Raw genomic sequence first — 21,499 nt, 5'->3', positions numbered from 1 at the left:
TTCACGCACCGATTCACGCACCGAATTCGAACCATCGTTCTAGTGCTCGCCGCTTTGCTGGGGTGCACGGTGTGGACGGCCCCGACCGGGTCCGCCACCGCCGCCGGCACGGCGACCTACAAGGTCTGGCACTGGAACGTCGCCGGTGACCAGAACAACTACGGGTCCACCAGCAACGGGCTCGTCGACGCGATCCTGGGCTCCGTGAGCTACCGGAACCCGGACTTCATCTCGCTCAACGAGATCTGCCCCGACCAGTACAAGGCCGTCCTCAAGGGCCTGCAGGACGCCGGCTGGCCGCAGAGCTCCACCAACTTCGCCCGCTTCGAGCCCATGCCCGACACGACGGGCTTCGTGTGCAAGAACAGCAACGGCACCGCGCAGGGCACCTACGGGGTCGCTCTCTTCAGCCGCTTCGCCCCGACCGCCACGGACCGGATCACCCTGCCCTCCGACGGGGACCGGGAGCGCAAGCTGCTGTGCGTGTCGCTCGGCTCCCAGCCCGGCGGCCTGCGCTTCTGCACCACGCACATCACCTTCAGCAGCGCTGTCAAGCCGGCCCAGCTCGACGCCGTACGCCAGAAGGCCGAGGAGTGGACGGACGCGGGCGGCACGGTGATCACCGCCGGCGACTTCAACACCCAGCCCCACGACCCGCTGCTGAACAGCTGGTACACGCCGTCCGTGGCCACCGTGAACAACGGCGGCAACACCGGCCTCTTCCACGAGCTCGACGACCAGGACGCGCTCTGCCCGGGCTGGGGCGAGCAGACCACCGAGGGCGCGCTGGCCGGCAAGTGCGGCCAGCCCGGCAAGGTGGACCTGATCTGGGCGGCGGCCGGCCGGCTGGTCTCCTACGACGAGGACGCGCACCCGATCGCCACGGACCGCTGCGTCGACCGCAACGGGCAGTACATCCCCTGCTCCGACCACCGCATCGTCGACGCCACGCTGACCGTCACCACCCCATAGGCCCGTCCCGAGTCCCAAGGGGACGAAGAGGTGCCCGTTTGGTACCTCTTCGTCCCCTTGTGTCACCCCGGTGTAACCGGAGGTCGCAACTCGTAACCCACCGGCGGCACGAAACGGTAACGCCGCGGGCAACCCCGTTCCCCTCCCCTTCTACGCGCGTTACTGTGCGCCGAAATCGCCACCACTGGCGGCATGTTGGGGATGCGGTCCGGTGACGGTGCCATGGGGATGAAGGGGTGCTCGCAGTGCGTCTGAAGTCTCGGAGGACCAGGTTCTCCCAAGCCGCGGTGACCGTCGCGGTCATCGCTCTCGCGGCCGCCGGGTGCGGCTCGTCCAGCAGCTCCTCCAGCGGTGGCGGCAGCAGCTCGTCCGGTGCCTACTCCGGCAAGGGCATAGGCCTCGCCTACGACATCGGCGGCAAGGGCGACCAGTCGTTCAACGACGCCGCCTACGCCGGCTACCAGAAGGCCCAGCAGGAGTTCAAGATCGGCGGCCGGGACGTCGAGCCCAGCGACAACGAGTCCAACGCCGACAAGGTGCAGCGGCTGGAGCAGCTCGCCAAGGCGGGCTACAACCCGATCATCGGCGTCGGCTTCGTCTACGCGCCGGCCGTCAAGGAGGTCTCCGCCAAGTACCCGAAGATCACCTTCGGCATCATCGACGACGACACCGTCCAGGCCAAGAACGTCGCCGACCTCGTCTTCCACGAGGAGCAGTCGTCGTACCTCGCGGGCGTCGCCGCGGCCAAGGCCACCAAGAAGAACCACATCGGCTTCATCGGCGGCGTCGACATCCCGCTGATCCACAAGTTCGAGGCCGGGTTCGTGCAGGGCGCCAAGTCCGTCAACCCGAACATCAAGATCGAGTCGCAGTACCTGACCCAGACGGCGCAGGAGGGCGGCTTCTCCAGCCCGGACAAGGGCGAGGCCGCGGCCAACGGCCAGATCGACGCCGGGGCCGACGTCGTCTACCACGCCGCCGGCCTGTCCGGCCAGGGCGTGATCAAGGCCGCCGCGCAGCACAAGGTCTGGGCGATCGGCGTGGACTCCGACCAGTACCGGCAGAGCGCGCTCGCCGCGTACAAGGACTGGATCCTCGGCTCGGCCCTGAAGAACGTCGGCGGCGCGGTGTACGACCTGTCCAAGTCCGTCTACGAGGGCAAGCCGCTCAGCGGCACGGTCCGCGGCTCCCTCGCCAACAACGGCGTGGGCTTCGCCGACTCCAACCCGAAGTACCAGGCCATGAAGGATGTCGTCGCGGCCGTCGACCAGGCCAAGCAGGACATCGTCAGCGGCAAGGTCACCGTCAACACCAAGTAGGCCATGCGGGGACCGGGCCGGTAGGCCCTTAGGGTTCCTTCCCGCAGCTGCGCCCCTCGCTTCCCGCGAGGGGCGTTTCGCTGTCCGTAGTCTGGGGCGCAACTGTGGCCACAGCTCGATAACGGACCGGACAGAAGGGGTTTTCCGTCTGGTCTACGCGCGTTACGCTGCGGCGGAACCAGCGCCTGGTATGGGCGCTTGCACAAAGGAGTCTCGTTCCATGCGCCGGGTGTCCCGTCTCGCGGTTGCGGGTGTAGCTACCGCAGCCCTCGCTGTCACCGCTACCGCTTGTGGCAGCTCGTCCAGTTCGTCCTCCTCCGGTGGCAGCAAGGACCTCGGTCTCGCGCTGGCGTACGACGTCGGCGGCAAGGGCGACCAGTCCTTCAACGACGCCGCCACCGCCGGCATGGACAAGGCCAGCAAGGAGTTCGGCTACAAGTCCACCGCCGTGGAGCCGCAGGACGGCGAGTCCGACGCGGACAAGGTGCAGCGCCTGGAGACCCTCGCCAAGCAGGGCTACAACCCCGTCATCGGCGTCGGCTTCGCCTACGCGCCGGCCGTGAAGGAGGCCGCCGCCAAGTACCCGAAGACGACCTTCGGCATCGTCGACGACAACACCATCAAGGCGAACAACGTCGCCGACCTCGTCTTCCACGAGGAGCAGGCGTCCTACCTCGCCGGTGTCGCCGCCGCCAAGGCCACCAAGTCCAACGTCGTCGGCTTCATCGGCGGTGTGAACGTCCCGCTGATCCACAAGTTCGAGGCGGGCTTCAAGCAGGGCGTCGCCGACACCAAGAAGGGCGTCACGGTCAAGTCGCAGTACCTGACCGAGACCGCGCAGGAGGGCGGCTTCTCCAGCCCCGACAAGGGTGAGAACGCCGCCGAGGGCCAGATCGACGCGGGCGCGGACGTCGTCTACGCCGCCGCCGGCCTGTCCGGCCAGGGTGTGATCAAGGCCGCCAACGCGCACCACGTGTGGGCGATCGGCGTCGACTCCGACCAGTACAAGCAGGACGCGCTGGCCAAGTACAAGGCGTCGATCTTCACCTCGGCCATGAAGAACGTCGAGGGCGCGGTCTACGAGCTCGCCAAGTCCGTCCACGACGGCAAGCCGCAGTCGGGCGAGGTCCGCGGCAGCCTGGAGAACGGCGGCGTGAGCCTGTCGAACTCCAACCCGGCGTTCGCGAACGACAAGGCCGTCCAGGACGCCGTGAAGAAGGCCGAGGAAGGCATCAAGAACGGCACCATCCAGGTGAAGACCTCCTGACCGTTCCGGTCAGAGGTCTTGGCCACGGCAACGCCGCAATGGCAGCGTTACGGCCACGCAACGGGGCGCGGGCAGGATGGCCTGTCCGCGCTCCCTCGCGCGGCAGAATGCTCGGAACCGATCGGGTACTTGAAAAAGCCGGATCCGGTCCGAGCACTATTTAAAGCAGGGGCGCTACGCGCGTAGAGCGGCCCCTTTCCCGAGGAGAGTGCGCCATCGACGCGACCAGCAGCCCTCCGCACACCGCTCAGTCGACGATCGCGGTGGAGCTCGCGGGCATCACGAAACGCTTCCCCGGTGTCGTGGCCAACCACGACATCCACCTGACGGTCCGCAAGGGCACCGTCCACGCGCTCGTCGGCGAGAACGGCGCCGGCAAGTCGACCCTGATGAAGATCCTCTACGGCATGCAGAAGCCGGACGAGGGCACCATCACCGTCGACGGCGCGCACGTCAGCTTCTCCAGCCCCGCCGACGCCATCGCCCGCGGCATCGGCATGGTCCACCAGCACTTCATGCTGGCCGACAACCTCACCGTGCTGGAGAACGTCGTGCTGGGCAGCGAGAAGCTGTACGGCATCGGCTCCACCGCGCGCAAGAAGATCAAGGAGATCTCCGACCGGTACGGGCTGGGTGTGCGCCCGGACGCCCTGGTCGAGGACCTCGGCGTCGCCGACCGCCAGCGCGTGGAGATCCTCAAGGTCCTCTACCGCGGCGCCAAGACCCTCATCCTCGACGAGCCGACCGCCGTGCTCGTCCCGCAGGAGGTCGACGCGCTCTTCGACAACCTGCGCGAGCTGAAGTCCGAGGGCCTGTCCGTCATCTTCATCTCCCACAAGCTGGGCGAGGTGCTGTCCGTCGCCGACGACATCACCGTCATCCGCCGCGGTACGACGGTCGGCACGGCCGTCCCCTCGCAGACCACCCCCCGCCAGCTCGCCGAGATGATGGTCGGCAGCGAGCTGCCCACCCCGGAGACCGCCGAGTCGACGGTCACCGACCAGCCCGTCCTCCAGGTGGAGGGCCTCACCGTCTACGCCGCCGGGGCCTCCCTGGGCGCGGAGGCGGAGCCCGCGTCCGTCGGCGCCGCCCTCACGGACGTCACCGACACCGGCGCCAAGAAGGTCCTCGACGACGTCACCTTCACCATCCACGCCGGCGAGGTCATGGGCATCGCCGGTGTCGAGGGCAACGGCCAGACCGAGCTGATCGACGCGCTCATCGGCACCAAGAACGCCGACGCCGGCACGATCCGCTTCCTCGGCGAGGACATCACCGGCTGGGCCACCCGCAAGCGCCGCGAGTCCGGCGTCGGCTACATCCCCGAGGACCGCCACCGCCAGGGCCTGCTGCTGGAGGCCCCGCTGTGGGAGAACCGCATCCTCGGCCACGTCACCGAGAAGCCGAACGCCAAGGGCTTCTGGCTGAACCCCAAGGGCGCCCAGGACGACACCCGCCGGATCGTCGAGGAGTACGACGTCCGCACCCCCGGCATCGACGTCACCGCGGCCTCCCTGTCCGGCGGCAACCAGCAGAAGCTGATCGTCGGCCGCGAGATGAGCCACGGCCCGAAGTTCCTGATCGCCGCCCACCCCACCCGCGGTGTGGACGTCGGCGCGCAGGCCCAGATCTGGGACCGCATCCGCGACGCCCGCCGCGAGGGTCTGGCCGTGCTGCTGATCTCCGCCGACCTGGACGAGCTGATCGGCCTGTCGGACACCCTGCGCGTCATCTACGACGGCAGGCTGGTCGCCGACGCCGACCCGGCCACCGTCACGCCGGAGGAGCTGGGCTCGGCCATGACCGGTGCCGTGACCGGCCACCTGGAGCACGAAGCGAACGGCGGCGACGGCGCCGCCCCGGAGGACGAGGCCCGATGAAGAAGTTCGACAAGGACCGCGTGCTCGTCGCGGTGGCCGGACCGGTCATCGCGCTGGTCTCGGCGATCCTGCTCACCTCGATCGTGCTGGTCGCGTCCGGCCGGAACCCGATCGAGCCGTACCGGCTGATGCTGGAGCAGATCGGCTACTCCGACGTCCAGGTCCTGATCATCAACCAGGCGTCGCTGTACTACATCGCCGCCCTGGCGGTCGCCCTCGGCTTCCGGATGAACCTGTTCAACATCGGTGTGGACGGCCAGTACCGCCTCGGCGCCCTGATGACCGCGCTGGTCGGCGCGCACGTGGCGCTCCCCGCCGCCCTCCAGGTCCCGCTGCTGCTCATCGTCGGCGCCCTCACCGGCGCCATGTGGGCCGGCATCGCGGGCGTGCTGAAGGTGACCCGAGGGGTCAGCGAGGTCGTCGCCACGATCATGCTGAACTCCATCGCCACCGCCCTGATCGGCTACCTCACCCTCACCGAGAACTTCGGCGTGCTGGTCGGCGACAACAACACCACCGGCATCATGAAGGAGTCCGGCTGGGTGCCCGGCATCGACCTGGGCCCCGACGTCGGCGAGATCTACGGCCTGGTCTTCCTCGCCGTGCTGCTCGGCGTCGCCTACTGGATCGTCCTCAACCGCACCCGCTTCGGCTTCGACCTGCGCGCCACCGGCGCCTCCGAGACCGCCGCCGCGGCCTCCGGCGTCAACGCCAAGCGCATGACGCTCACCGCGATGCTCATCTCCGGCGCCGTGGCCGGCCTCTCCGGTCTGCCGCTGCTCCTCGGCGACGCCCACACCTACGGCCTGACCTTCCCGGCCGGTGTCGGCTTCAACGCCATCGCCATCGCCCTCCTCGGGCGCAACAACCCCGGCGGCATCGCGCTGGCCGCCCTCCTGTGGGCCTTCCTCGACAAGGCGTCCCCGGCGCTCGACTACGCCGTCCCGACGGCGTACGAGAAGGAGATCGCCACGATCATGCAGGGCGTCATCGTCTTCACGGTCGTCATCTCCTACGAAGCCGTCCGCCAGTGGGGCCTGCGCCGCCAGCAGAAGAGGGTCGGAGCCGAGCTCGCCGCTCAGGCCGCCCACAACACGAAGGAGGTGGCGGCCTGATGTCCACCGCGACCGTCGCCAAGCCCCAGGCCAAGCAGCCCGGCAGGGGCCGCCGTCTCTCGCTCCCGGTGCTCCTGCTGATCATCGCGGGCGTGCTGGTCCTGACCTCGATCGTCCGCATCATCTCCGGCGCGGACGGCATCACCTCCACCGGCCAGATGTCCACCGCGCTGCGCCTGGCCGTCCCGATCGGCCTGGCCGGTCTCGGCGGTCTGTGGGCCGAGCGCTCGGGTGTCGTCAACATCGGCCTCGAAGGCATGATGATCCTCGGCACCTGGTTCGGTGCCTGGGCCGGCTACCAGTGGGGCCCGTGGACCGGTGTCGTCTTCGGCATCCTCGGCGGCGCGCTCGGCGCGCTGCTGCACGCCATCGCCACCGTCACCTTCAACGTCAACCACATCGTCTCCGGTGTGGCCCTGAACATCCTCGCCCTCGGTGTCACCCGCTACCTGTCGAAGTTCACCTTCGAGGACGCCCCGCAGGGCTCGTCCAAGCAGTCCCCGCCGATCGACTCGCTCGGCACGTTCAGCATCCCCGGCCTGTCCGACGGACTGCAGACGCTGAACGAGAAGCACTGGTTCCTGATCTCCGACATCGCCGGTCTGCTCGGCGGTCTGGTCACCAACCTCTCGCCGCTGACCGTCATCGCGGTCGCGCTGGTGCCGGCGACCTGGTGGGTGCTGTGGCGCACCGCCTTCGGCCTGCGGCTGCGCTCCTGCGGTGAGAACCCGGTCGCGGCGGAGTCCCTCGGCGTCAACGTCTACAAGTACAAGTACATCGCGGTGATCGTCTCCGGCGGCCTCGCCGGTCTCGGCGGCGCCTTCCTGTCGATCGTCGCCTCCAACGTCTACCTCGACGGCCAGACCGCCGGCCGCGGCTACATCGGCCTCGCAGCGATGATCTTCGGCAACTGGATGCCGGGCGGCCTCGCCCTCGGCGCCGGCCTGTTCGGCTACACCGACAGCCTCAACCTGCGCGGCGGCACCACCAACGTGCACGCGCTGATCCTGCTGCTGGCGATCCTGCTGGTGTTCGGCGCCGCGTACATGCTGTGGCGCAAGAAGCTGGTCGGCGGTGTCATCACGCTGGCGATCTCGGTGCTGATGTTCATCTGGTACAGCAGCACCGACGAGGTCCCGCGCCAGCTGGTGACGGCCACCCCGTACATCGTCACCCTGCTCGTCCTCGCGCTGTCCGCGCAGAGCCTGCGCATGCCGAAGGCGGACGGCCTGCCCTACCGCAAGGGACAGGGCAAGTGACCCCGCCCGCCGAAGCCGACGCCGGCGTCGACTGGGAGGCGCTGCGGGCGGTGGCCCGCGAGGCCATGACCCGCGCGTACGCCCCCTACTCCGGCTACCCGGTCGGGGTGGCCGCCCTCGTCGACGACGGCCGTACGGTCTCCGGCTGCAACGTCGAGAACGCCTCCTACGGCATCGGGCTGTGCGCCGAGTGCGGGCTGGTCTCCGAGCTGGCCCGCACCGGCGGCGGCCGGCTGACGCACTTCACCTGTGTCGACGGCCGCGGCGAGATCCTCGTGCCGTGCGGCCGCTGCCGGCAGCTGCTGTACGAGTTCGGCGGACCGGAGCTGCTGCTGGAGACCCCGGCGGGCATCCTCCCCCTCTCGCAGATGCTGCCCCAGGCCTTCGGCCCGGACCATCTCAACCGGTAACTCCCGCGCGGCCCCTCTGAGTCGGCTCAGAGGGGCCGCGTATTTCCTGAACGTCTCGGAAGGAACGCCATGGCCATGGACGCCATCTCCGTCATCCGCACCAAGCGCGACCGCGGTGAGCTCAGCGACGAGCAGATCGACTGGGTCATCGACGCCTACACGCGCGGCGAGGTCGCCGACGAGCAGATGTCCGCGCTCGCGATGGCCATCCTGCTCAACGGCATGGACCGCCGGGAGATCGCCCGCTGGACGGCCGCGATGATCGCCTCCGGCGAGCGCATGGACTTCTCCTCCCTCACCCGCCCGACCGCCGACAAGCACTCCACGGGCGGCGTCGGCGACAAGATCACCCTCCCGCTCGCCCCGCTGGTCGCCGCGTGCGGCGCCGCCGTGCCGCAGCTGTCCGGCCGCGGCCTCGGCCACACCGGCGGCACCCTGGACAAGCTGGAGTCGATCCCCGGCTGGCGGGCGCTGCTGTCCAACGAGGAGATGCTGCGCGTCCTGGACGAGGTCGGCGCGGTGATCTGCGCGGCCGGCGACGGCCTGGCGCCCGCCGACAAGAAGCTGTACGCGCTGCGGGACGTGACCGGCACGGTCGAGGCGATCCCGCTGATCGCCTCCTCGATCATGTCGAAGAAGATCGCCGAGGGCACGGGCAGCCTGGTCCTGGACGTCAAGGTCGGCTCCGGCGCCTTCATGAAGACGATCGAGGACGCCCGCGAGCTGGCCACCACGATGGTCGGCCTCGGCACCGACCACGGGGTGAAGACGGTCGCCCTCCTCACCGACATGTCCACCCCGCTCGGCCTGACCGCGGGCAACGCCCTGGAGGTCCGCGAGTCCCTGGAGGTCCTGGCGGGCGGCGGCCCGGCGGACGTCGTGGAGCTGACGATCGCCCTGGCCCGCGAGATGCTGGAGGCGGCCGGCGTCCACGGCACCGACCCGGCCAAGGCCCTCGCCGACGGCTCCGCGATGGACGTCTGGCGCCGCATGATCGCGGCCCAGGGCGGCGACCCGGACGCGGAGCTGCCGGTGGCCCGCGAGCAGCACGTGATCAAGGCCCCGTCCTCGGGCGTCCTGACCCGCCTCGACGCCTACGACATCGGCGTCGCCGCCTGGCGCCTGGGCGCGGGCCGCGCCCGCAAGGAGGACCCGGTGCAGGCCGGGGCGGGCGTGGAGATGCACGCCAAGCCGGGCGACACGGTGACCGAGGGCCAGCCCCTGCTGACCCTCCACACGGACACCCCCGAGCGCTTCGAGTACGCCCTCCAGGCGGTCCAGGGCTCCTACGACATCGCGGCCCCGGGCACGGCCTTCACGCCGTCGCCGGTGGTGCTGGAACGTATCGCCTGACCAGGGGGTTTCTTCTTTCGGGTGAACGGGATCGGTGGACCGCCACCGGTCCCGTTCGGCATGCTGGGATCGGTGACGCACCGATAGGAGACCGCCATGAGCGCACTCACCGTCAGCCACGACCCCGAGCAGGGCTGGGACGAACTGGTCCGGTTCTGGGAGGAGATGGAATGGCCTGAGGGCAGCAAGGTGGAGATCATCGAGGGGATCATCACCGTGTCACCTGCTCCCGCTTCCCGCCACAACGTGATCGCGGCCCGCATTCAGCGTCGGCTCTACTCCGTGATCCCCGAGGACTGGGAGATCTTCCAAACCCAGGCCATCGCCGTGCCGTCCCGTCTGGGCATGCTCATCCCGGACCTGTTGGTGGCGCCTGTGCAGGAGTGCGCCGACACCGACACCCACATTCCCGCCGCCCTGGCCGAACTCGTCGTCGAGGTGACCTCCAAGTCCAACGCCCGGCACGACCGCGTCAGCAAGCCCGCCGCGTATGCCACGGCCGGTATCCCGCTCTGTCTCCTGGTGGACCGCTGGGCTCCCGGCGGCCCGACCGTGACGCTGTACGGGGAGCCGAAGGGTGACGTCTACCGGGTACTCAGCGCGGTGAAGTTCGGGGATCCCATCAAGCTCCCCGCACCTTTCACCGTGACGATCGACACTGGCGAGTTCCCCGTCGACTGACCCTCACCCCAGCACCGCCGCCACCCCCACCAGCACCGGTACCGACGCCACCGTCGACAGCAGGATCGACTCGCGCGACAGGGACTCCGCCACGCGGTAGCGGCTCGCGTAGGTGAAGAGGTTCTGGGCGGCCGGGAGGGCCGAGGTCACCACCACGTCCAGCAGGGCCGCGCCGTGCAGGCCGAAGACGGCCCTCGCCAGCACCCACGCCACCAGCGGCTGGCCCGCCGACTTCAGGGACACCGACAGCAGCACCGGCACCCGGTCCCGCCCCCGCCCCGGCGCCGCGCTGCCGTACAGGGAGATGCCGAAGGCCAGCAGCGACGCCGGCACCGACATGTTGCCGATCAGCTTGATCGGGTCCATGACCGGCGCGGGCACGGTCAGGCCCGACGCCGAGACCAGGACGCCGGCCAGCGAGCCCACCGCGACCGGGTTGCGCAGCGGGGTGAGCAGCCGCTGCCACAGCGGGCCCTTCTCGCCCCGCCCCGACAGGTCCAGCACCGCGAGGGCGGCCGGGGTGACCAGGACCAGCTGGAAGAGCATCACCGGGGCCACCAGCGACGCGTCCCCGAGGACGTACACCGCGATCGGGATGCCGAGGTTGCCGGAGTTGACGTACCCGGCGCACAGGGCGCCGATCGTGACGCGGCCCACGCCCCACCGCCGCAGGACGCCCACCGCCACGAAGACGCCCATCACGGCCGCCGTGCTCAGCGCCGTCACCAGCAGCCGGCTGGAGAAGATCACCGACAGGTCGGCCCGGGCCAGCGTGGTGAACAGCAGTGCCGGGGTGGCCACGTGGAACGCGAGTGCCGTCAGGACGTCACGACCCTGTTCACCGAGCGAGCCGAGTCGCCCGAGCACGTACCCGACCCCGATGACCACCGCGATGACCGCGAACCCGCTCAGCACCCCTTGCACAGGCCAACCCTCGGCCCTTGATCGGTACAGGTCAATGTGATCTGTGCCGGGGGCCCTGCCCGGCGATGAGTTCGCAGCGTCCGCGCGGTCTACCGCACGTGGACGCCATGACACCGCCCGTACTCGCGCTGGCCGGCCCCGTCACCCGGGAGGAGGTGGCGGGGCTGTGCGACGACGTACGGGCGCTGCTGGAGGGGACCGGGACCGGCGTCGTCGTCTGCGACGTGGGCGGGCTGGGCCCGCCCGGCCTCGCCGCCGTCGACCTGCTCGCCCGGCTCCAGCTCACCGCCCGCCGGGCCGGCGGGCGGATACGGCTGCGCGACCCCGACCCGGCGCTAGCCGCCCTGCTGGACCTGGTCGGCCTCCGCTTCGAGCTGGAGGGGCAGCTCGAACAGCGGGAACCAGCGCTGCACGTCCAGGAAGCAGTGGAACCCGGTGATCCGCCCCTCTGAGATCTCCAGCGCCTGCACCGCCCACGCGCTGAACCCGCCCGTCTCCGGGTCCGGCTTGTAGTGCGCGAACCCGGGCAGACCGTTGACCTGGACCGGCACCAGCCGCGATCCCGCGCAGGACGCGCCCAGCGTGGTCATGAAGCCGGTGATGTCCGCCGGGCCGGTCAGCCACAGGTCGAACGGCGGCATGGTCATGATGGCGTCCTCGTGCAGCAACGCCGTCAGCGCGGCCATGTCGTAGCCCTCGAAGGCCTGCACATAGCGCTCCAGGAGCTTGCGCTGCTCCTCGTCCAGCGGGTCGGACACCGCCGCCTCGGCACCCGGCTCGGGCTGCTCCGCGAGCGTCGCCCGGGCCCGCTGCAGCGCGCTGTTCACCGACGCCACCGACGTCTCCAGCAGCTCCGCGACCTCGCTCGCCCTCCAGGCCAGCACCTCGCGCAGGATCAGCACGGCCCGCTGCTTCGGCGGCAGCTTCTGCAGGGCCGCCATGAACGCCAGCCGCACCGACTCCTTGGCGACCGCCGCCTCCGCCGGGTCCTCGACCGTCGGCAGCACCCGGGCGTCCGGCATCGGCTCCAGCCAGGTGTTCTCGGGCCGCGGGGAGAGCGCCGCACGCGCGAGCGGCGTCGACTCCGTCAGATCCATCGGCCGCGCCCGTTTGTTGCCCGCGGTCAGCATGTCCAGGCACACGTTCGTCGCGATCCGGTACAGCCACGAGCGCAGCGAGGAACGCCCCTCGAACTTGTCGTAGCTGCGCCAGGCGCGGACCATCGTGTCCTGCACCGCGTCCTCCGCCTCGAAGGACGAGCCGAGCATCCGGTAGCAGTACCCCGTCAGCTCGACCCGGTGCTTCTCCAGCCTGACGTCCAGATCCGCCGTCGCCGTGCCGTCACCCATCGTCCACCCACCCCTGTGGCCGTGTCCCTGCCCGCCGCATCGTCGCGACCGGACACTTCGGAAGCTACCGCAGCCCACTGACAACGGCCTCCGGAGTCCGCAAAGAAGCAGGCCAGGCGGGGTGGGGCGATCAGTGCGCCGGCACCGGCTCCCGCCGCGCCGCCACCCGCGCGGCCCGGGTCCCGAGCAGCGTGATCGTCACGACGCCGAGCACCGCCAGCAGGCCCACGCCCACCGTCCCGGCCCAGCCGCCGGAGTGGAACGCCATGGCGCCGACCGTGCTGCCCACGCTGGAGCCGATGTAGTAGGCGGACTGGTACAGCGCCGAGGCCTGCGCCCGTCCCCGCGTGGCCGTCTTGCTGACCGCCGACGACGCCACCGCGTGGCCCGCGAAGAAGCCCGCCGTGATCAGGACCAGGCCCAGCAGCACCAGCGGCAGGGACGCGGCCAGCGACAGCAGCAGGCCCGCCGCCGTCGTGCCGCCCGCCAGGTACAGCGCGCCCCGCCGGCCCAGCCGCCCGACCAGCCGGCCCGCCGTCGACGCCGAGACCGTGCCCACCAGGTACACCAGGAAGATCGAGCCGACGATGCCCTGCGGCAGCGAGAACGGCGCCCCGGTCAGCCGGTAGCCGATCACCGTGTACACGCCGCCGAAGACCGTCATGAACAGCGCGCCGATCGCGTACAGCCGCCGCAGCAGCGGGTTGCCCAGGTGGTCGCGGACCGTGGCGGCCAGCACCCGGGGCCTGAGCGACCCGGGCGTGAAGTGCCTCGGCGCCGGCAGCAGCAGCCGGAACGCCACCGCGCACACCACCGCGATCACCCCGATCACACCCACCGCGGCCCGCCAGCCCCACGCCTGCGCGACCCAGCCGGTGATCACCCGGCCGCTCATCCCGCCGACGCTGTTGCCCGCCACGAACAGCCCGATCGCCGTGACCAGCGCCCGCGGCGTGACCTCCTCCGCGAGGTACGCCTGCGCCGAGGCCGGCAGCCCGGCCAGCGCCGCGCCCTGCAGCGCACGCAGCACCACCAGCACCCCGATCGACGGCGCGAAGGGCACCAGCAGCCCCAGGGTCACCGCCACCGCCAGCGAGGCCGTCATCACCGTACGGCGGCCGTAGCGCTCCGACAGGGCGCTCATCGGCAGCACGAACAGCGCCAGTCCGCCCGTCGCGGCCGCCACCGTCCAGCTCGCCTCGCTCGCCGCGACCCCGAAGTCGTCGGAGATCAGCGGCAGCAGCGCCTGCGTGGAGTACAGCAGCGCGAAGGTCGCCACACCCGCGAGGAAGAGGGCGAGGCTCATCCGGCGGTAGCCGGGGCCGCCCGGGGTCATACGGGAGTCGGAAGCCGGGGAGGGGGCAGGGACACGAACTGCGGCGCCCACGGTGGTGGACGCCCCGGTACTGGCGGGAGTCATGCCACGACCGTAGGGAGACGCGCACTCATCCGTCCAATGCATGGAAACGCCATAATCGTTCCCATGCAGCATCAGCAGAGGTCACAAGCGCGACTGTCACCGTCCAGTGACACAGAAGACATGGCGCTGTTGCTGGCGCCCCGCCTGGCGTACTTCACCGGAGTCGCCCGCACCGAGCACGTCACCCGCGCCGCCCAGGAGATGAACGTCCCGCAGTCCACCCTCTCCCGCGCCATGGCCCGGCTGGAGGCGGACCTCGGCGTCGACCTGTTCGCCCGCCACGGCCGCACGGTCTCCCTCACCCCCGCCGGCCGCACCTTCCTCGCCTCCGCCGAACGCGCCCTCGCCGAGATCCGCCGCGCCGCCGACGAGGTCCGCGCCGACGCCGACCCGGCCACCGGCAAGGTCGCCTTCGGGTTCCTGCACACCATGGGCGCCGAGACCGTGCCCGGCCTCATCCACGCCTTCCGCGCCGACCACCCCGGCGTCCGCTTCAGCCTCGTCCAGAACTACGGCGAGGCCATGCTGGAGCGCCTGCGCGCCGGGGACCTCGACCTCTGCCTGACCTCACCCGTCCCCGACGCCCCCGACCTGGTCGCCCGCCGCCTCGACGAGCAGAAGCTGCGCCTGGTCGTCCCCGCCGACCACCGCCTGGCCGCCCGCCGCCGCATCCGCCTCGCCGAGGCCGCCGACGAAGCCTTCGTCACCCTGGAGCCCGGCTACGGCCTGCGCCGCATCACCGACGACCTGTGCCGCGAGGCCGGCTTCAAGCCCAGGATCGCCTTCGAGGGCGAGGAGGCGGAAACGCTGAGGGGCCTGGTCGCGGCGGGCCTGGGAGTGGCCCTCCTGCCCCCGCCGGCCGTGCCCCGCCCGGGGGTCGCGGAACTGACGGTCACGGCTCCGAGGGCGGTACGGGAGATCGGCGTCGCCTGGCTGAACGGCCACCCGGACACACCCCCGGTGGCCGCCTTCAAGAAGTTCCTGCTCTCAAGAAGGGGCAGCCTTCTCCCCTGAACCACCAATGACCCGCACTCCGAGGACGACGAGCCCCCCCGGCTACCGCCGTAACGTCGCCCCGAACCCGGAAGCCAACGGCATCCGCAGCCCCAAGGGCGGCGGAGCCTCGAACGCGTCGCGAAGCGGCCGCGAGAACGCCCACCCGAACAGGGCCCCCATCACGAAGTCCGAGGCCAGCGCCAGCACCTCGTCCCGGTAGGCCCGCAGCGCGTGCCTGTCCCCGTGCACCTCGAACCGGCACACCTCCCGGTTGGACTTCTTCGCCCGCGCCGCCAGCCGGAAGGACAACTCCGGGTCGGTGCGCTGGTCGTTGGTGCCGTGCACGATCAGCACCCGGCGCCCCGCGAGCTGCTTCACCGGTTCGGGTGGCGCCGCCACGTCGTCCTCGGGCAGCCAAGGCGCCAGCGCGAGCGCGGAGTTGACGGCCTCGTGCCCGGCCGACCGCAGCGCGGCCCGCCCGCCCATCCCGACGCCGGCCAGGCACACGGGCACGTCCCCGTACAGCCGTACGGCCTCGTCGGCGGCCCAGGACGCGTCCCGCGCCAGCTGGGCGTCGCTGCCGTTCCAGCCGCGGCAGCGGTAGTGCACGACGTGCACGGCGAGCCCCTCGGTGCGGCCCGTGCGCGTCAGGGCCCGGCCCAACGCCCGTACGGAGGCCGCCGCCAGCATCGGCGAGGGTCTGCGGGAGGAGACCTCCTCACCGCCGGGCAGCAGCAGCACCACACCGCTCACCGCCGTCGGTACCGGACCAAGTGCCCGCCCCAGCCGGGCCGCGCGAACCGGCGTCGCTTGCTGTCCCATGGCAGAACAGTCTCAGAAGCGACGGTGTACGCCACCCTTCCATGCGGTCACCGTTACATATCGGCGGCTGTGTACACCGCGCCGTTCCATGGCCGTCTACGCGCGTAGGAGTTAGAGTGCGGAAATGACGAGCCAGACCATCCAGGCGGGCAAGACCCCGACGCCGGACCAGATCCGCCGGGCGCCCAAGGTTCTGCTGCACGACCATCTCGACGGCGGCCTGCGCCCGGCCACCGTCGTCGAACTCGCCCACGCATCGGGCTACTCACAGCTCCCCGAGACCGACCCCGGCAAACTCGGCCTGTGGTTCCGCGAGGCCGCCGACTCCGGCTCGCTGGAACGCTATCTGGAGACCTTCTCGCACACCGTCGGCGTGATGCAGACCCGCGAGGCCCTGGTGCGGGTCGCGCGTGAGTGCGCCGAGGACCTCGCCGAGGACGGCGTCGTCTACGCCGAGGTGCGCTACGCCCCCGAGCAGCACCTGGAGGGCGGACTGACGCTGGAGGAGGTCGTCGAGGCCGTCAACGAGGGCTTCCGGGAAGGCGAACGGCTCGCCCACGAGCGGGGCCGGCGTATCCGGGTCGGCGCCCTGCTCACCGCGATGCGGCACGCCGCGCGCGCCCTGGAGATCGCAGAACTCGCCAACCGCTACCGCGACCTGGGTGTCGTCGGCTTCGACATCGCGGGCGCCGAGGCCGGTTACCCGCCCACCCGCCACCTGGACGCCTTCGAGTACCTGAAGCGGGAGAACAACCACTTCACCATCCACGCCGGCGAGGCGTTCGGACTGCCGTCCATCTGGCAGGCGTTGCAGTGGTGCGGCGCCGACCGGCTCGGGCACGGGGTGCGGATCATCGACGACATCCAGGTGGCGCAGGACGGCACGGTCACGCTCGGGCGGCTCGCCTCCTATGTGCGGGACAAGCGCATCCCGCTGGAACTGTGCCCCAGTTCCAACCTCCAGACCGGCGCGGCCTCGTCGTACGCCGAGCACCCCATCGGGCTGCTGCGGCGGCTGCACTTCCGCGCGACCGTCAACACGGACAACCGGCTCATGTCGCACACCAGCATGAGCCGGGAGTTCGAGCACCTGGTCGAGGCATTCGGTTACACGCTCGACGACCTCCAGTGGTTCTCCGTCAATGCGATGAAATCAGCGTTCATTCCTTTCGATGAACGGCTGGCGATGATCAATGACGTGATCAAGCCCGGATATGCGGAGCTGAAATCCGAATGGCTGTTTCAGCAGACCGCCTCGACCAGCGGTTCTGTGTCCTCGGACGGCTGAGCTGGGGCATTACCGGCGGTGAGATGCGGACGGGCGTTCACAATCCGTCCGCATTTCGTTGTTTGCGGCGGGTGGCGTCGCGTGTTTACGGTCGTGGACCGCTCAATCCCCGTCATCCATTCGAGGACGCATTTTCATGAAGCAGTCTGCTGCCAAGACCCTCGGTGTCGCCGCTCTCGGTGCCGCCTTCGCCGCCGCGGGCGCCGGTGCCGCGAACGCCGCCCCCGCTCTCCCGGACGCCTCCCAGGCGCTGGGCGGTCTGACCCAGACGCTGCCGGCGGAGAACGTCGCCTCGGCCCTGCCGGGTGCCGGCCAGGCGCTGACCCAGGGCCAGGGCGCGGCCGGTGCGGGCCTGGCCGCCGCGCAGCCGGCCGTGGGCAAGGTGCTCGCGGACGGCCCCGCCAAGCCCGTCACCGGGCTGCTGGGCGGGCTGCCGGTGCAGGGCCTGGGCTCCAGCGGGCTGAACGGCATCCCGCTCGGCTGACGCCCGCACCGCATGCCGACGGGGCGCACCCCTGCGCTGGGGTGCGCCCCGTCGGCGTGTCCGGGGTGTCACCAGGCGGTGCGGGCCTTGTCCTCGGAGGGCAGCAGGATCCACAGCGCTATGTACAACAGGAACTGCGGGCCCGGCAGCAGGCAGGACAGCAGGAAGATCACCCGCATCGTGGTCGCGGAGGTCCCGAAACGCCGTGCCAGTCCGGCGCACACGCCGGCGATCATACGGCCGTGGGTGGGGCGGGTCAGGGCGGTCATGGTCGGCTCCTTCGCGAGCGGTGGTCGTAAGGCCGCCCGAGCGGCTGCCTCATCTGACATCCACGCTACGGGGACGAAGGGGGCGCAACGTCGCTCCACGGGGCGATCCCGACCCTGGGAATCGTCGGGGTCCGACCCTGAGCCGGCTCCTCCTGGGGCCCGGGGGAGGAGCGCCTCGCCCTGCGCCGCAGCCAGGCCCGCCCGGCGGGCACGAAGAGCAGGTGGGCGAGGGCCACGCCGGTGGTGTTCAGCAGCAGCGCGTCCACGTCCGTGACCTGCCCCGGCACCCCGGTCTGCAGCAGCTCGACGACCAGGGACAGCAGCGCCGCCGCGACCGTGGTGCGCAGCAGCGAGCCCAGCGGGGACACCGCCGCCCGGCCGTGCACCAGCGGCAGCAGCACGCCGAGCGGCGCCAGCAGCGCCAGCCCGGTGCCGATCCGCCGCGCCGCCACGGCGGGGCCCAGCGAGAGGTCGTAGCGGATGCCGGCGAAGGGATGCAGATTGGCCGGCATCACCCAGGGGAGGTCCAACGGCCGCAGCGTGAACCAGGCGACGAACGCGAGGTGGGCGACGAGGAGGACACCTCCTGCCACACGGACGCGAGACACGGCGCTGCCGCCGATGGAGCCTTGACGCTGCACGCCCCCCTAGACGCGGCCCCCGGCAGGATCGGTTCCGCACCGTTGGCCGTCCGGCCGGTGAGGTGTCGGACACACCCGCCCGGCACGGCCCCGGCCGAGGCCGTTCACCCCTCGGTGACCTCGCTCGACGGCGGTTCCTTGGAGCCGGGACGCGAACGGACCGCTCCCGTGCACGCGTACCGGCGCAGCGGTTCGCCCGCCGGGCCGCCCAGGATGACCGAACCGTCGCCCTCGGCCGCCGCGGAGTCGGACAGGGTGCACACGATCTGCGCCAGCGCGTAGGAGGTGAGGGCACCCGGCGACGTGCTCAGTCGCAGCGTGTCCTCCGGGTCGCGCGGCCCGGGACCGGTCACCGTCATTCCGCCGCGCACGTCGGTGGAGTAGCCGGCCTCCCGCTCCGCCGCCGACGGCGTCTCGGCCAGCTGGTCCAGCAGCCCCTGCGCCACCAGGACCCGCCGCTTGGCGTCCGCCGCGCTCTCCGGCACCCGCACCACCCGGTCCACGGCCACCAGCGACGAACCGCACAGCAGGAACACCTGCACCGGCACCCCGCGCGAGGCCTGTGTGGACAGCTGCGGCTCGGACAGCGAGCAGCGCACCCGCGAGGGCGCCGCCCCGAAGTCCGTCGGCACCTCGGTCGCCCTGATCCCGCAGCCGGCCGCCAGCGCGGCGAGCAGGGGCACCGCCAGCAGGCGTCGAGCGGTCCTCATCAGGCGTCCCCCTCCTTCTCCAGGCGCTTGTCCCGCGCGCCCTGCTCCTCCTGCCGGGCCAGCTCCGACGCGTCCCGCGGCAGCCGCAGCGTGAAGACCGCGCCGCCCTCCTCGGAGTTGGCCGCGGAGATCTCGCCGCCGTGGATATGGGCGTTCTCCATCGCGATGGACAGACCGAGCCCGCTGCCCTCCGAGCGCGGCCGGGAGGCGCTGGCCTTGTAGAAGCGGTCGAAGACGTGCGGCAGGACCTCCTCGGGGATGCCGGGCCCGTGGTCGCGCACCTGGATGACGACCTCGCTGTCCGTCTCCCGCACCGACACCCGCACCGGCGACCCGCCGTGCTTGAGGGCGTTGCCGATCAGGTTGGCGAGTATGACGTCCAGGCGGCGCGGGTCGAGCCGGGCGTGGATGCCGCGCTCGGCGTCCAGCTCCACGGCGTCCAGCCAGGCGCGGGCGTCGATGCAGGCGGTGATCTGGTCGGCGACGTCGACGTCGTCCAGCACCAGCCGCGCCGTGCCGGCGTCGAAGCGGGTGACCTCCATCAGGTTCTCGACGAGGTCGTTCAGCCGCCGCGTCTCGGAGACCACCAGCCGTACCGCCGGGTCGATCATCGGGTCGATGCCGCCGGCCTCCAGCTCCTCCTCCAGCACCTCGGTCACCGCGGTGATGGCCGTCAGCGGAGTGCGCAGCTCATGGCTCATGTCCGCGACGAACCGCCGCGACGCCTCGTCCCGGGCCGCCATGTCCGCGACCCGCTTCTCCAGCGCCTGAGCCGCGTTGTTGAACGTCCGGGACAGGTCGGCCAGTTCGTCCGTGCCCGACACCCGCAGCCGGGTGTCCAGCTTCCCCTCGCCGAGCCGGCGCGCGGCCACCCCGAGCCGGTGCACCGGCTTCAGCACGGTCGTGGCGGCGGCCTGCGCGAGCAGCGCCGCGCCGATCAGCGCCAGACCGGTGGCGATCCCCAGCGACCAGGCCAGTGAGTTGAGGTCCTTCGCCTCCGGCTCCAGCGACTTGAGCATGTACCCGGTCGGCCCGCCGCCGATCACCCTCGTCCCGGCCACCAGATACGGCTTGCCGTCCTCGACGACCCGCTGCCAGTACAGGTGGTACGGCGACTTGTTGGCCGCCGTCAGCTTCTGCTTGCGGTCCACCGCCGCCCGCAGCGACTTGGGCACCTCGTCCAGCGAGAAGCCGTTCAGGCCGCCGGAGTTGCCGTACACCGTCTTGCCGCCGGCGTCCGTGGCCACCAGCAGCACGCTGAAGCGCTGGCTGCTGTTGGCCATCTGCCCGGCGGTGTGCTGCAGTTCGTCCTGGCCGGGGTGGGCCGGCAGCGCGCCCGCCCGGTTCTGCATCTCCTGCTGGAAGTCACGCAGCACCGCGTCCTGGGCGCGGGTGAGGACCGCCTCCCGGTTCAGCCAGTAGGCGATCCCGGACGCGGACACGGCGGCGGTCAGCGCGACCAGCCCGAACACCACGACCAGCCGCAGGCGCAGGCTGGTGAAGCGCAGCCGCGAGAAAACTCCCTTGCGATCCGCGGCCTCGGGGGCGCGGGACTCTTCGTGCTGATCTCTCACCGAGTCTTACCGTTCGCTTCTCCGCCCGCGCGGCGCACAGGTGCGTCCTTCGCGTCCGTCTGCGGCCCGGCGGCCGCGCGTGCGTCGCTCACGACGGCGGATCCAGGCGGTAGCCGACACCACGCACGGTACGGATCAGCGTCGGGGACGAGGGCACGTCCTCCACCTTGGCGCGCAGCCGCTGGACACACGCGTCCACCAGCCGGGAGTCACCGAGGTAGTCGTGCTCCCACACCAGCCGCAGCAGCTGCTGCCGCGACAGCGCCTGACCCGGCCGCCGGCTCAGCTCCAGCAGCAGCCGCAGCTCGGTCGGCGTGAGCTGGAGATCCTCGCCGTTCTTCGTCACGGTCATCGCCGAGCGGTCGATGACCAGGCTGCCGAAGGTCGCCGAGTCCGTCGACTCCCGCTCGCCGCGTCGCAGCACGGCCCGGATCCGGGCGTCCAGGACCCGCCCCTGCACCGGCTTGACGACGTAGTCGTCCGCGCCGGACTCCAGACCGACCACGACGTCGATGTCGTCGCTGCGCGCGGTCAGCAGGATGATCGGCAGCTGGTCGGTGCGCCGGATGCGCCGGCACACCTCGAAACCGTCGATGCCGGGCAGCATCACGTCCAGCACGATCAGATCCGGCCGCTGCTCGCGCAGCAGCTTCAGACCGTCCTCACCGCTGGCAGCGGTCGCCACGCGGTGTCCCTGGCGCGTCAGTGAGAGCTCCAGGGCCGTGCGGATGGCGTCGTCGTCCTCGATCAGCAACAGGGAAGGCAC

22 protein-coding genes are annotated in these 21,499 nt (G+C 71.1%); 13 read left to right on the top strand and 9 right to left on the bottom strand.

The window, feature by feature from the left end; translation table 11 throughout:
* The first annotated feature begins 42 nt into the window (after positions 1 to 42).
* The 9 genes from C3489_RS13880 to C3489_RS13840 all read left to right on the top strand — a co-directional run bounded on the left by C3489_RS13880 (position 43) and on the right by C3489_RS13840 (position 10,256).
* Positions 43 to 972: an endonuclease/exonuclease/phosphatase family protein gene (locus C3489_RS13880; protein ID WP_181139665.1), complete on the top strand. Its 930-nt coding sequence runs from the start codon at positions 43 to 45 to the stop codon at positions 970 to 972.
* 287 nt (positions 973 to 1,259) lie between these two features.
* On the top strand, positions 1,260 to 2,291 hold the full coding sequence (locus C3489_RS13875) for a BMP family protein (RefSeq protein ID WP_103782095.1): 1,032 nt from the start codon (positions 1,260 to 1,262) through the stop codon (positions 2,289 to 2,291).
* Positions 2,292 to 2,511: 220 nt separating this feature from the next.
* Positions 2,512 to 3,558 (top strand): BMP family protein, encoded by a 1,047-nt coding sequence (locus C3489_RS13870; RefSeq protein WP_103782094.1) that lies wholly within the window; start codon positions 2,512 to 2,514, stop codon positions 3,556 to 3,558.
* 257 nt (positions 3,559 to 3,815) lie between these two features.
* The gene (locus C3489_RS13865) at positions 3,816 to 5,438 is read left to right on the top strand and encodes an ABC transporter ATP-binding protein (protein WP_258054694.1); all 1,623 of its coding nucleotides are present in this window, start codon (positions 3,816 to 3,818) and stop codon (positions 5,436 to 5,438) included.
* Positions 5,435 to 6,553 (top strand): ABC transporter permease, encoded by a 1,119-nt coding sequence (locus C3489_RS13860; RefSeq protein ID WP_103782092.1) that lies wholly within the window; start codon positions 5,435 to 5,437, stop codon positions 6,551 to 6,553. The genes C3489_RS13865 and C3489_RS13860 overlap by 4 nt, the downstream gene beginning before the upstream one ends.
* Positions 6,553 to 7,812: an ABC transporter permease gene (locus C3489_RS13855; protein ID WP_103782091.1), complete on the top strand. Its 1,260-nt coding sequence runs from the start codon at positions 6,553 to 6,555 to the stop codon at positions 7,810 to 7,812. Before C3489_RS13860 ends, C3489_RS13855 begins: the two co-directional genes overlap by 1 nt.
* Positions 7,809 to 8,222 (top strand): cytidine deaminase, encoded by a 414-nt coding sequence (locus C3489_RS13850; RefSeq protein WP_103782090.1) that lies wholly within the window; start codon positions 7,809 to 7,811, stop codon positions 8,220 to 8,222. The genes C3489_RS13855 and C3489_RS13850 overlap by 4 nt, the downstream gene beginning before the upstream one ends.
* Before the next feature lie 75 nt (positions 8,223 to 8,297).
* A complete protein-coding gene (locus C3489_RS13845) occupies positions 8,298 to 9,575 on the top strand; it encodes a thymidine phosphorylase (RefSeq protein ID WP_181139664.1) in 1,278 nt (425 codons plus the stop codon).
* A 96-nt stretch (positions 9,576 to 9,671) separates the two neighbouring features.
* A complete protein-coding gene (locus C3489_RS13840; RefSeq protein WP_103782088.1) occupies positions 9,672 to 10,256 on the top strand; it encodes a Uma2 family endonuclease in 585 nt (194 codons plus the stop codon).
* Positions 10,257 to 10,259: 3 nt separating this feature from the next.
* Here C3489_RS13840 and C3489_RS13835 read toward each other — a convergent pair whose 3' ends face one another.
* On the bottom strand, positions 10,260 to 11,180 hold the full coding sequence (locus C3489_RS13835) for an AEC family transporter (protein WP_103782087.1): 921 nt from the start codon (positions 11,178 to 11,180) through the stop codon (positions 10,260 to 10,262).
* Positions 11,181 to 11,245: 65 nt separating this feature from the next.
* Here C3489_RS13835 and C3489_RS13830 point away from each other — a divergent pair, with 65 nt between their 5' ends.
* Positions 11,246 to 11,632, top strand: a complete 387-nt coding sequence (locus C3489_RS13830) for an STAS domain-containing protein (protein ID WP_146075318.1) — start codon at positions 11,246 to 11,248, stop codon at positions 11,630 to 11,632.
* Here the strand turns inward: C3489_RS13830 and C3489_RS13825 are convergent.
* Together C3489_RS13825 and C3489_RS13820 are read right to left on the bottom strand one after the other, a co-directional pair.
* Positions 11,516 to 12,529, bottom strand: a complete 1,014-nt coding sequence (locus tag C3489_RS13825; protein WP_103782086.1) for a sigma-70 family RNA polymerase sigma factor — start codon at positions 12,527 to 12,529, stop codon at positions 11,516 to 11,518. The two genes, C3489_RS13830 and C3489_RS13825, sit on opposite strands and share 117 nt — an antisense overlap.
* 130 nt (positions 12,530 to 12,659) lie before the next feature.
* Positions 12,660 to 13,949, bottom strand: a complete 1,290-nt coding sequence (locus C3489_RS13820; protein WP_181139663.1) for an MFS transporter — start codon at positions 13,947 to 13,949, stop codon at positions 12,660 to 12,662.
* Between the two features lie 63 nt (positions 13,950 to 14,012).
* Between C3489_RS13820 and C3489_RS13815 the strand changes: the two genes are divergently transcribed.
* Positions 14,013 to 14,963, top strand: coding sequence for a LysR family transcriptional regulator (locus C3489_RS13815; protein WP_103782084.1), 951 nt, complete (start codon positions 14,013 to 14,015; stop codon positions 14,961 to 14,963).
* Positions 14,964 to 15,005: 42 nt separating this feature from the next.
* Here the strand turns inward: C3489_RS13815 and C3489_RS13810 are convergent, their stop codons facing one another.
* The gene (locus C3489_RS13810) at positions 15,006 to 15,767 is read right to left on the bottom strand and encodes an alpha/beta hydrolase (protein WP_103782083.1); all 762 of its coding nucleotides are present in this window, start codon (positions 15,765 to 15,767) and stop codon (positions 15,006 to 15,008) included.
* 124 nt (positions 15,768 to 15,891) lie between these two features.
* Here C3489_RS13810 and C3489_RS13805 point away from each other — a divergent pair, with 124 nt between their 5' ends.
* Both C3489_RS13805 and C3489_RS13800 read left to right on the top strand, forming a co-directional pair.
* Positions 15,892 to 17,055 carry an adenosine deaminase gene (locus tag C3489_RS13805; protein WP_103782082.1) on the top strand — a complete coding sequence of 388 codons (1,164 nt, stop codon included), beginning with the start codon at positions 15,892 to 15,894 and terminating at the stop codon, positions 17,053 to 17,055.
* 136 nt (positions 17,056 to 17,191) lie between these two features.
* Entirely contained in the window at positions 17,192 to 17,539 is a 348-nt protein-coding gene (locus tag C3489_RS13800; protein ID WP_103782081.1) for an ATP-binding protein, read from the top strand.
* A 68-nt stretch (positions 17,540 to 17,607) separates the two neighbouring features.
* Here the strand turns inward: C3489_RS13800 and C3489_RS13795 are convergent, their stop codons facing one another.
* The 5 genes from C3489_RS13795 to afsQ1 all read right to left on the bottom strand — a co-directional run bounded on the left by C3489_RS13795 (position 17,608) and on the right by afsQ1 (position 21,499).
* Entirely contained in the window at positions 17,608 to 17,808 is a 201-nt protein-coding gene (locus C3489_RS13795) for a PspC domain-containing protein (RefSeq protein ID WP_103782080.1), read from the bottom strand.
* A gap of 65 nt (positions 17,809 to 17,873) precedes the next feature.
* Positions 17,874 to 18,449 (bottom strand): VanZ family protein, encoded by a 576-nt coding sequence (locus C3489_RS13790; RefSeq protein ID WP_103782079.1) that lies wholly within the window; start codon positions 18,447 to 18,449, stop codon positions 17,874 to 17,876.
* 104 nt (positions 18,450 to 18,553) lie between these two features.
* Positions 18,554 to 19,159, bottom strand: coding sequence for a hypothetical protein (locus C3489_RS13785; RefSeq protein ID WP_103782078.1), 606 nt, complete (start codon positions 19,157 to 19,159; stop codon positions 18,554 to 18,556).
* Positions 19,159 to 20,733, bottom strand: coding sequence for a HAMP domain-containing sensor histidine kinase (locus C3489_RS13780; RefSeq protein WP_103782077.1), 1,575 nt, complete (start codon positions 20,731 to 20,733; stop codon positions 19,159 to 19,161). The genes C3489_RS13785 and C3489_RS13780 overlap by 1 nt, the downstream gene beginning before the upstream one ends.
* A gap of 88 nt (positions 20,734 to 20,821) precedes the next feature.
* Positions 20,822 to 21,499, bottom strand: coding sequence for a two-component system response regulator AfsQ1 (gene afsQ1, locus C3489_RS13770; protein WP_181139662.1), 678 nt, complete (start codon positions 21,497 to 21,499; stop codon positions 20,822 to 20,824).

The sequence above is a fragment of the Streptomyces sp. Ru71 genome, assembly GCF_002920535.1.
In the GTDB taxonomy this organism is placed as follows: Bacteria; Actinomycetota; Actinomycetes; order Streptomycetales; family Streptomycetaceae; genus Streptomyces.
This window is presented reverse-complemented; position numbering and strand designations above follow the sequence as displayed.

Excerpts from the sequence above, each read along its gene's own strand:
- C3489_RS13810 (WP_103782083.1), bottom strand. The coding sequence starts at position 15,767 with ATGGGACAGCAAGCGACGCCGGTTCGCGCGGCCCGGCTGGGGCGGGCA.
- C3489_RS13870 (WP_103782094.1), top strand. The coding sequence starts at position 2,512 with ATGCGCCGGGTGTCCCGTCTCGCGGTTGCGGGTGTAGCTACCGCAGCC.
- C3489_RS13825 (WP_103782086.1), bottom strand. The coding sequence starts at position 12,529 with ATGGGTGACGGCACGGCGACGGCGGATCTGGACGTCAGGCTGGAGAAG.
- C3489_RS13805 (WP_103782082.1), top strand. The coding sequence starts at position 15,892 with ATGACGAGCCAGACCATCCAGGCGGGCAAGACCCCGACGCCGGACCAG.
- C3489_RS13800 (WP_103782081.1), top strand. The coding sequence starts at position 17,192 with ATGAAGCAGTCTGCTGCCAAGACCCTCGGTGTCGCCGCTCTCGGTGCC.
- C3489_RS13855 (WP_103782091.1), top strand. The coding sequence starts at position 6,553 with ATGTCCACCGCGACCGTCGCCAAGCCCCAGGCCAAGCAGCCCGGCAGG.
- C3489_RS13820 (WP_181139663.1), bottom strand. The coding sequence starts at position 13,949 with ATGACTCCCGCCAGTACCGGGGCGTCCACCACCGTGGGCGCCGCAGTT.
- C3489_RS13845 (WP_181139664.1), top strand. The coding sequence starts at position 8,298 with ATGGACGCCATCTCCGTCATCCGCACCAAGCGCGACCGCGGTGAGCTC.
- C3489_RS13815 (WP_103782084.1), top strand. The coding sequence starts at position 14,013 with ATGCAGCATCAGCAGAGGTCACAAGCGCGACTGTCACCGTCCAGTGAC.
- C3489_RS13830 (WP_146075318.1), top strand. The coding sequence starts at position 11,246 with ATGAGTTCGCAGCGTCCGCGCGGTCTACCGCACGTGGACGCCATGACA.
- C3489_RS13785 (WP_103782078.1), bottom strand. The coding sequence starts at position 19,159 with ATGAGGACCGCTCGACGCCTGCTGGCGGTGCCCCTGCTCGCCGCGCTG.
- C3489_RS13795 (WP_103782080.1), bottom strand. The coding sequence starts at position 17,808 with ATGACCGCCCTGACCCGCCCCACCCACGGCCGTATGATCGCCGGCGTG.
- C3489_RS13840 (WP_103782088.1), top strand. The coding sequence starts at position 9,672 with ATGAGCGCACTCACCGTCAGCCACGACCCCGAGCAGGGCTGGGACGAA.
- C3489_RS13860 (WP_103782092.1), top strand. The coding sequence starts at position 5,435 with ATGAAGAAGTTCGACAAGGACCGCGTGCTCGTCGCGGTGGCCGGACCG.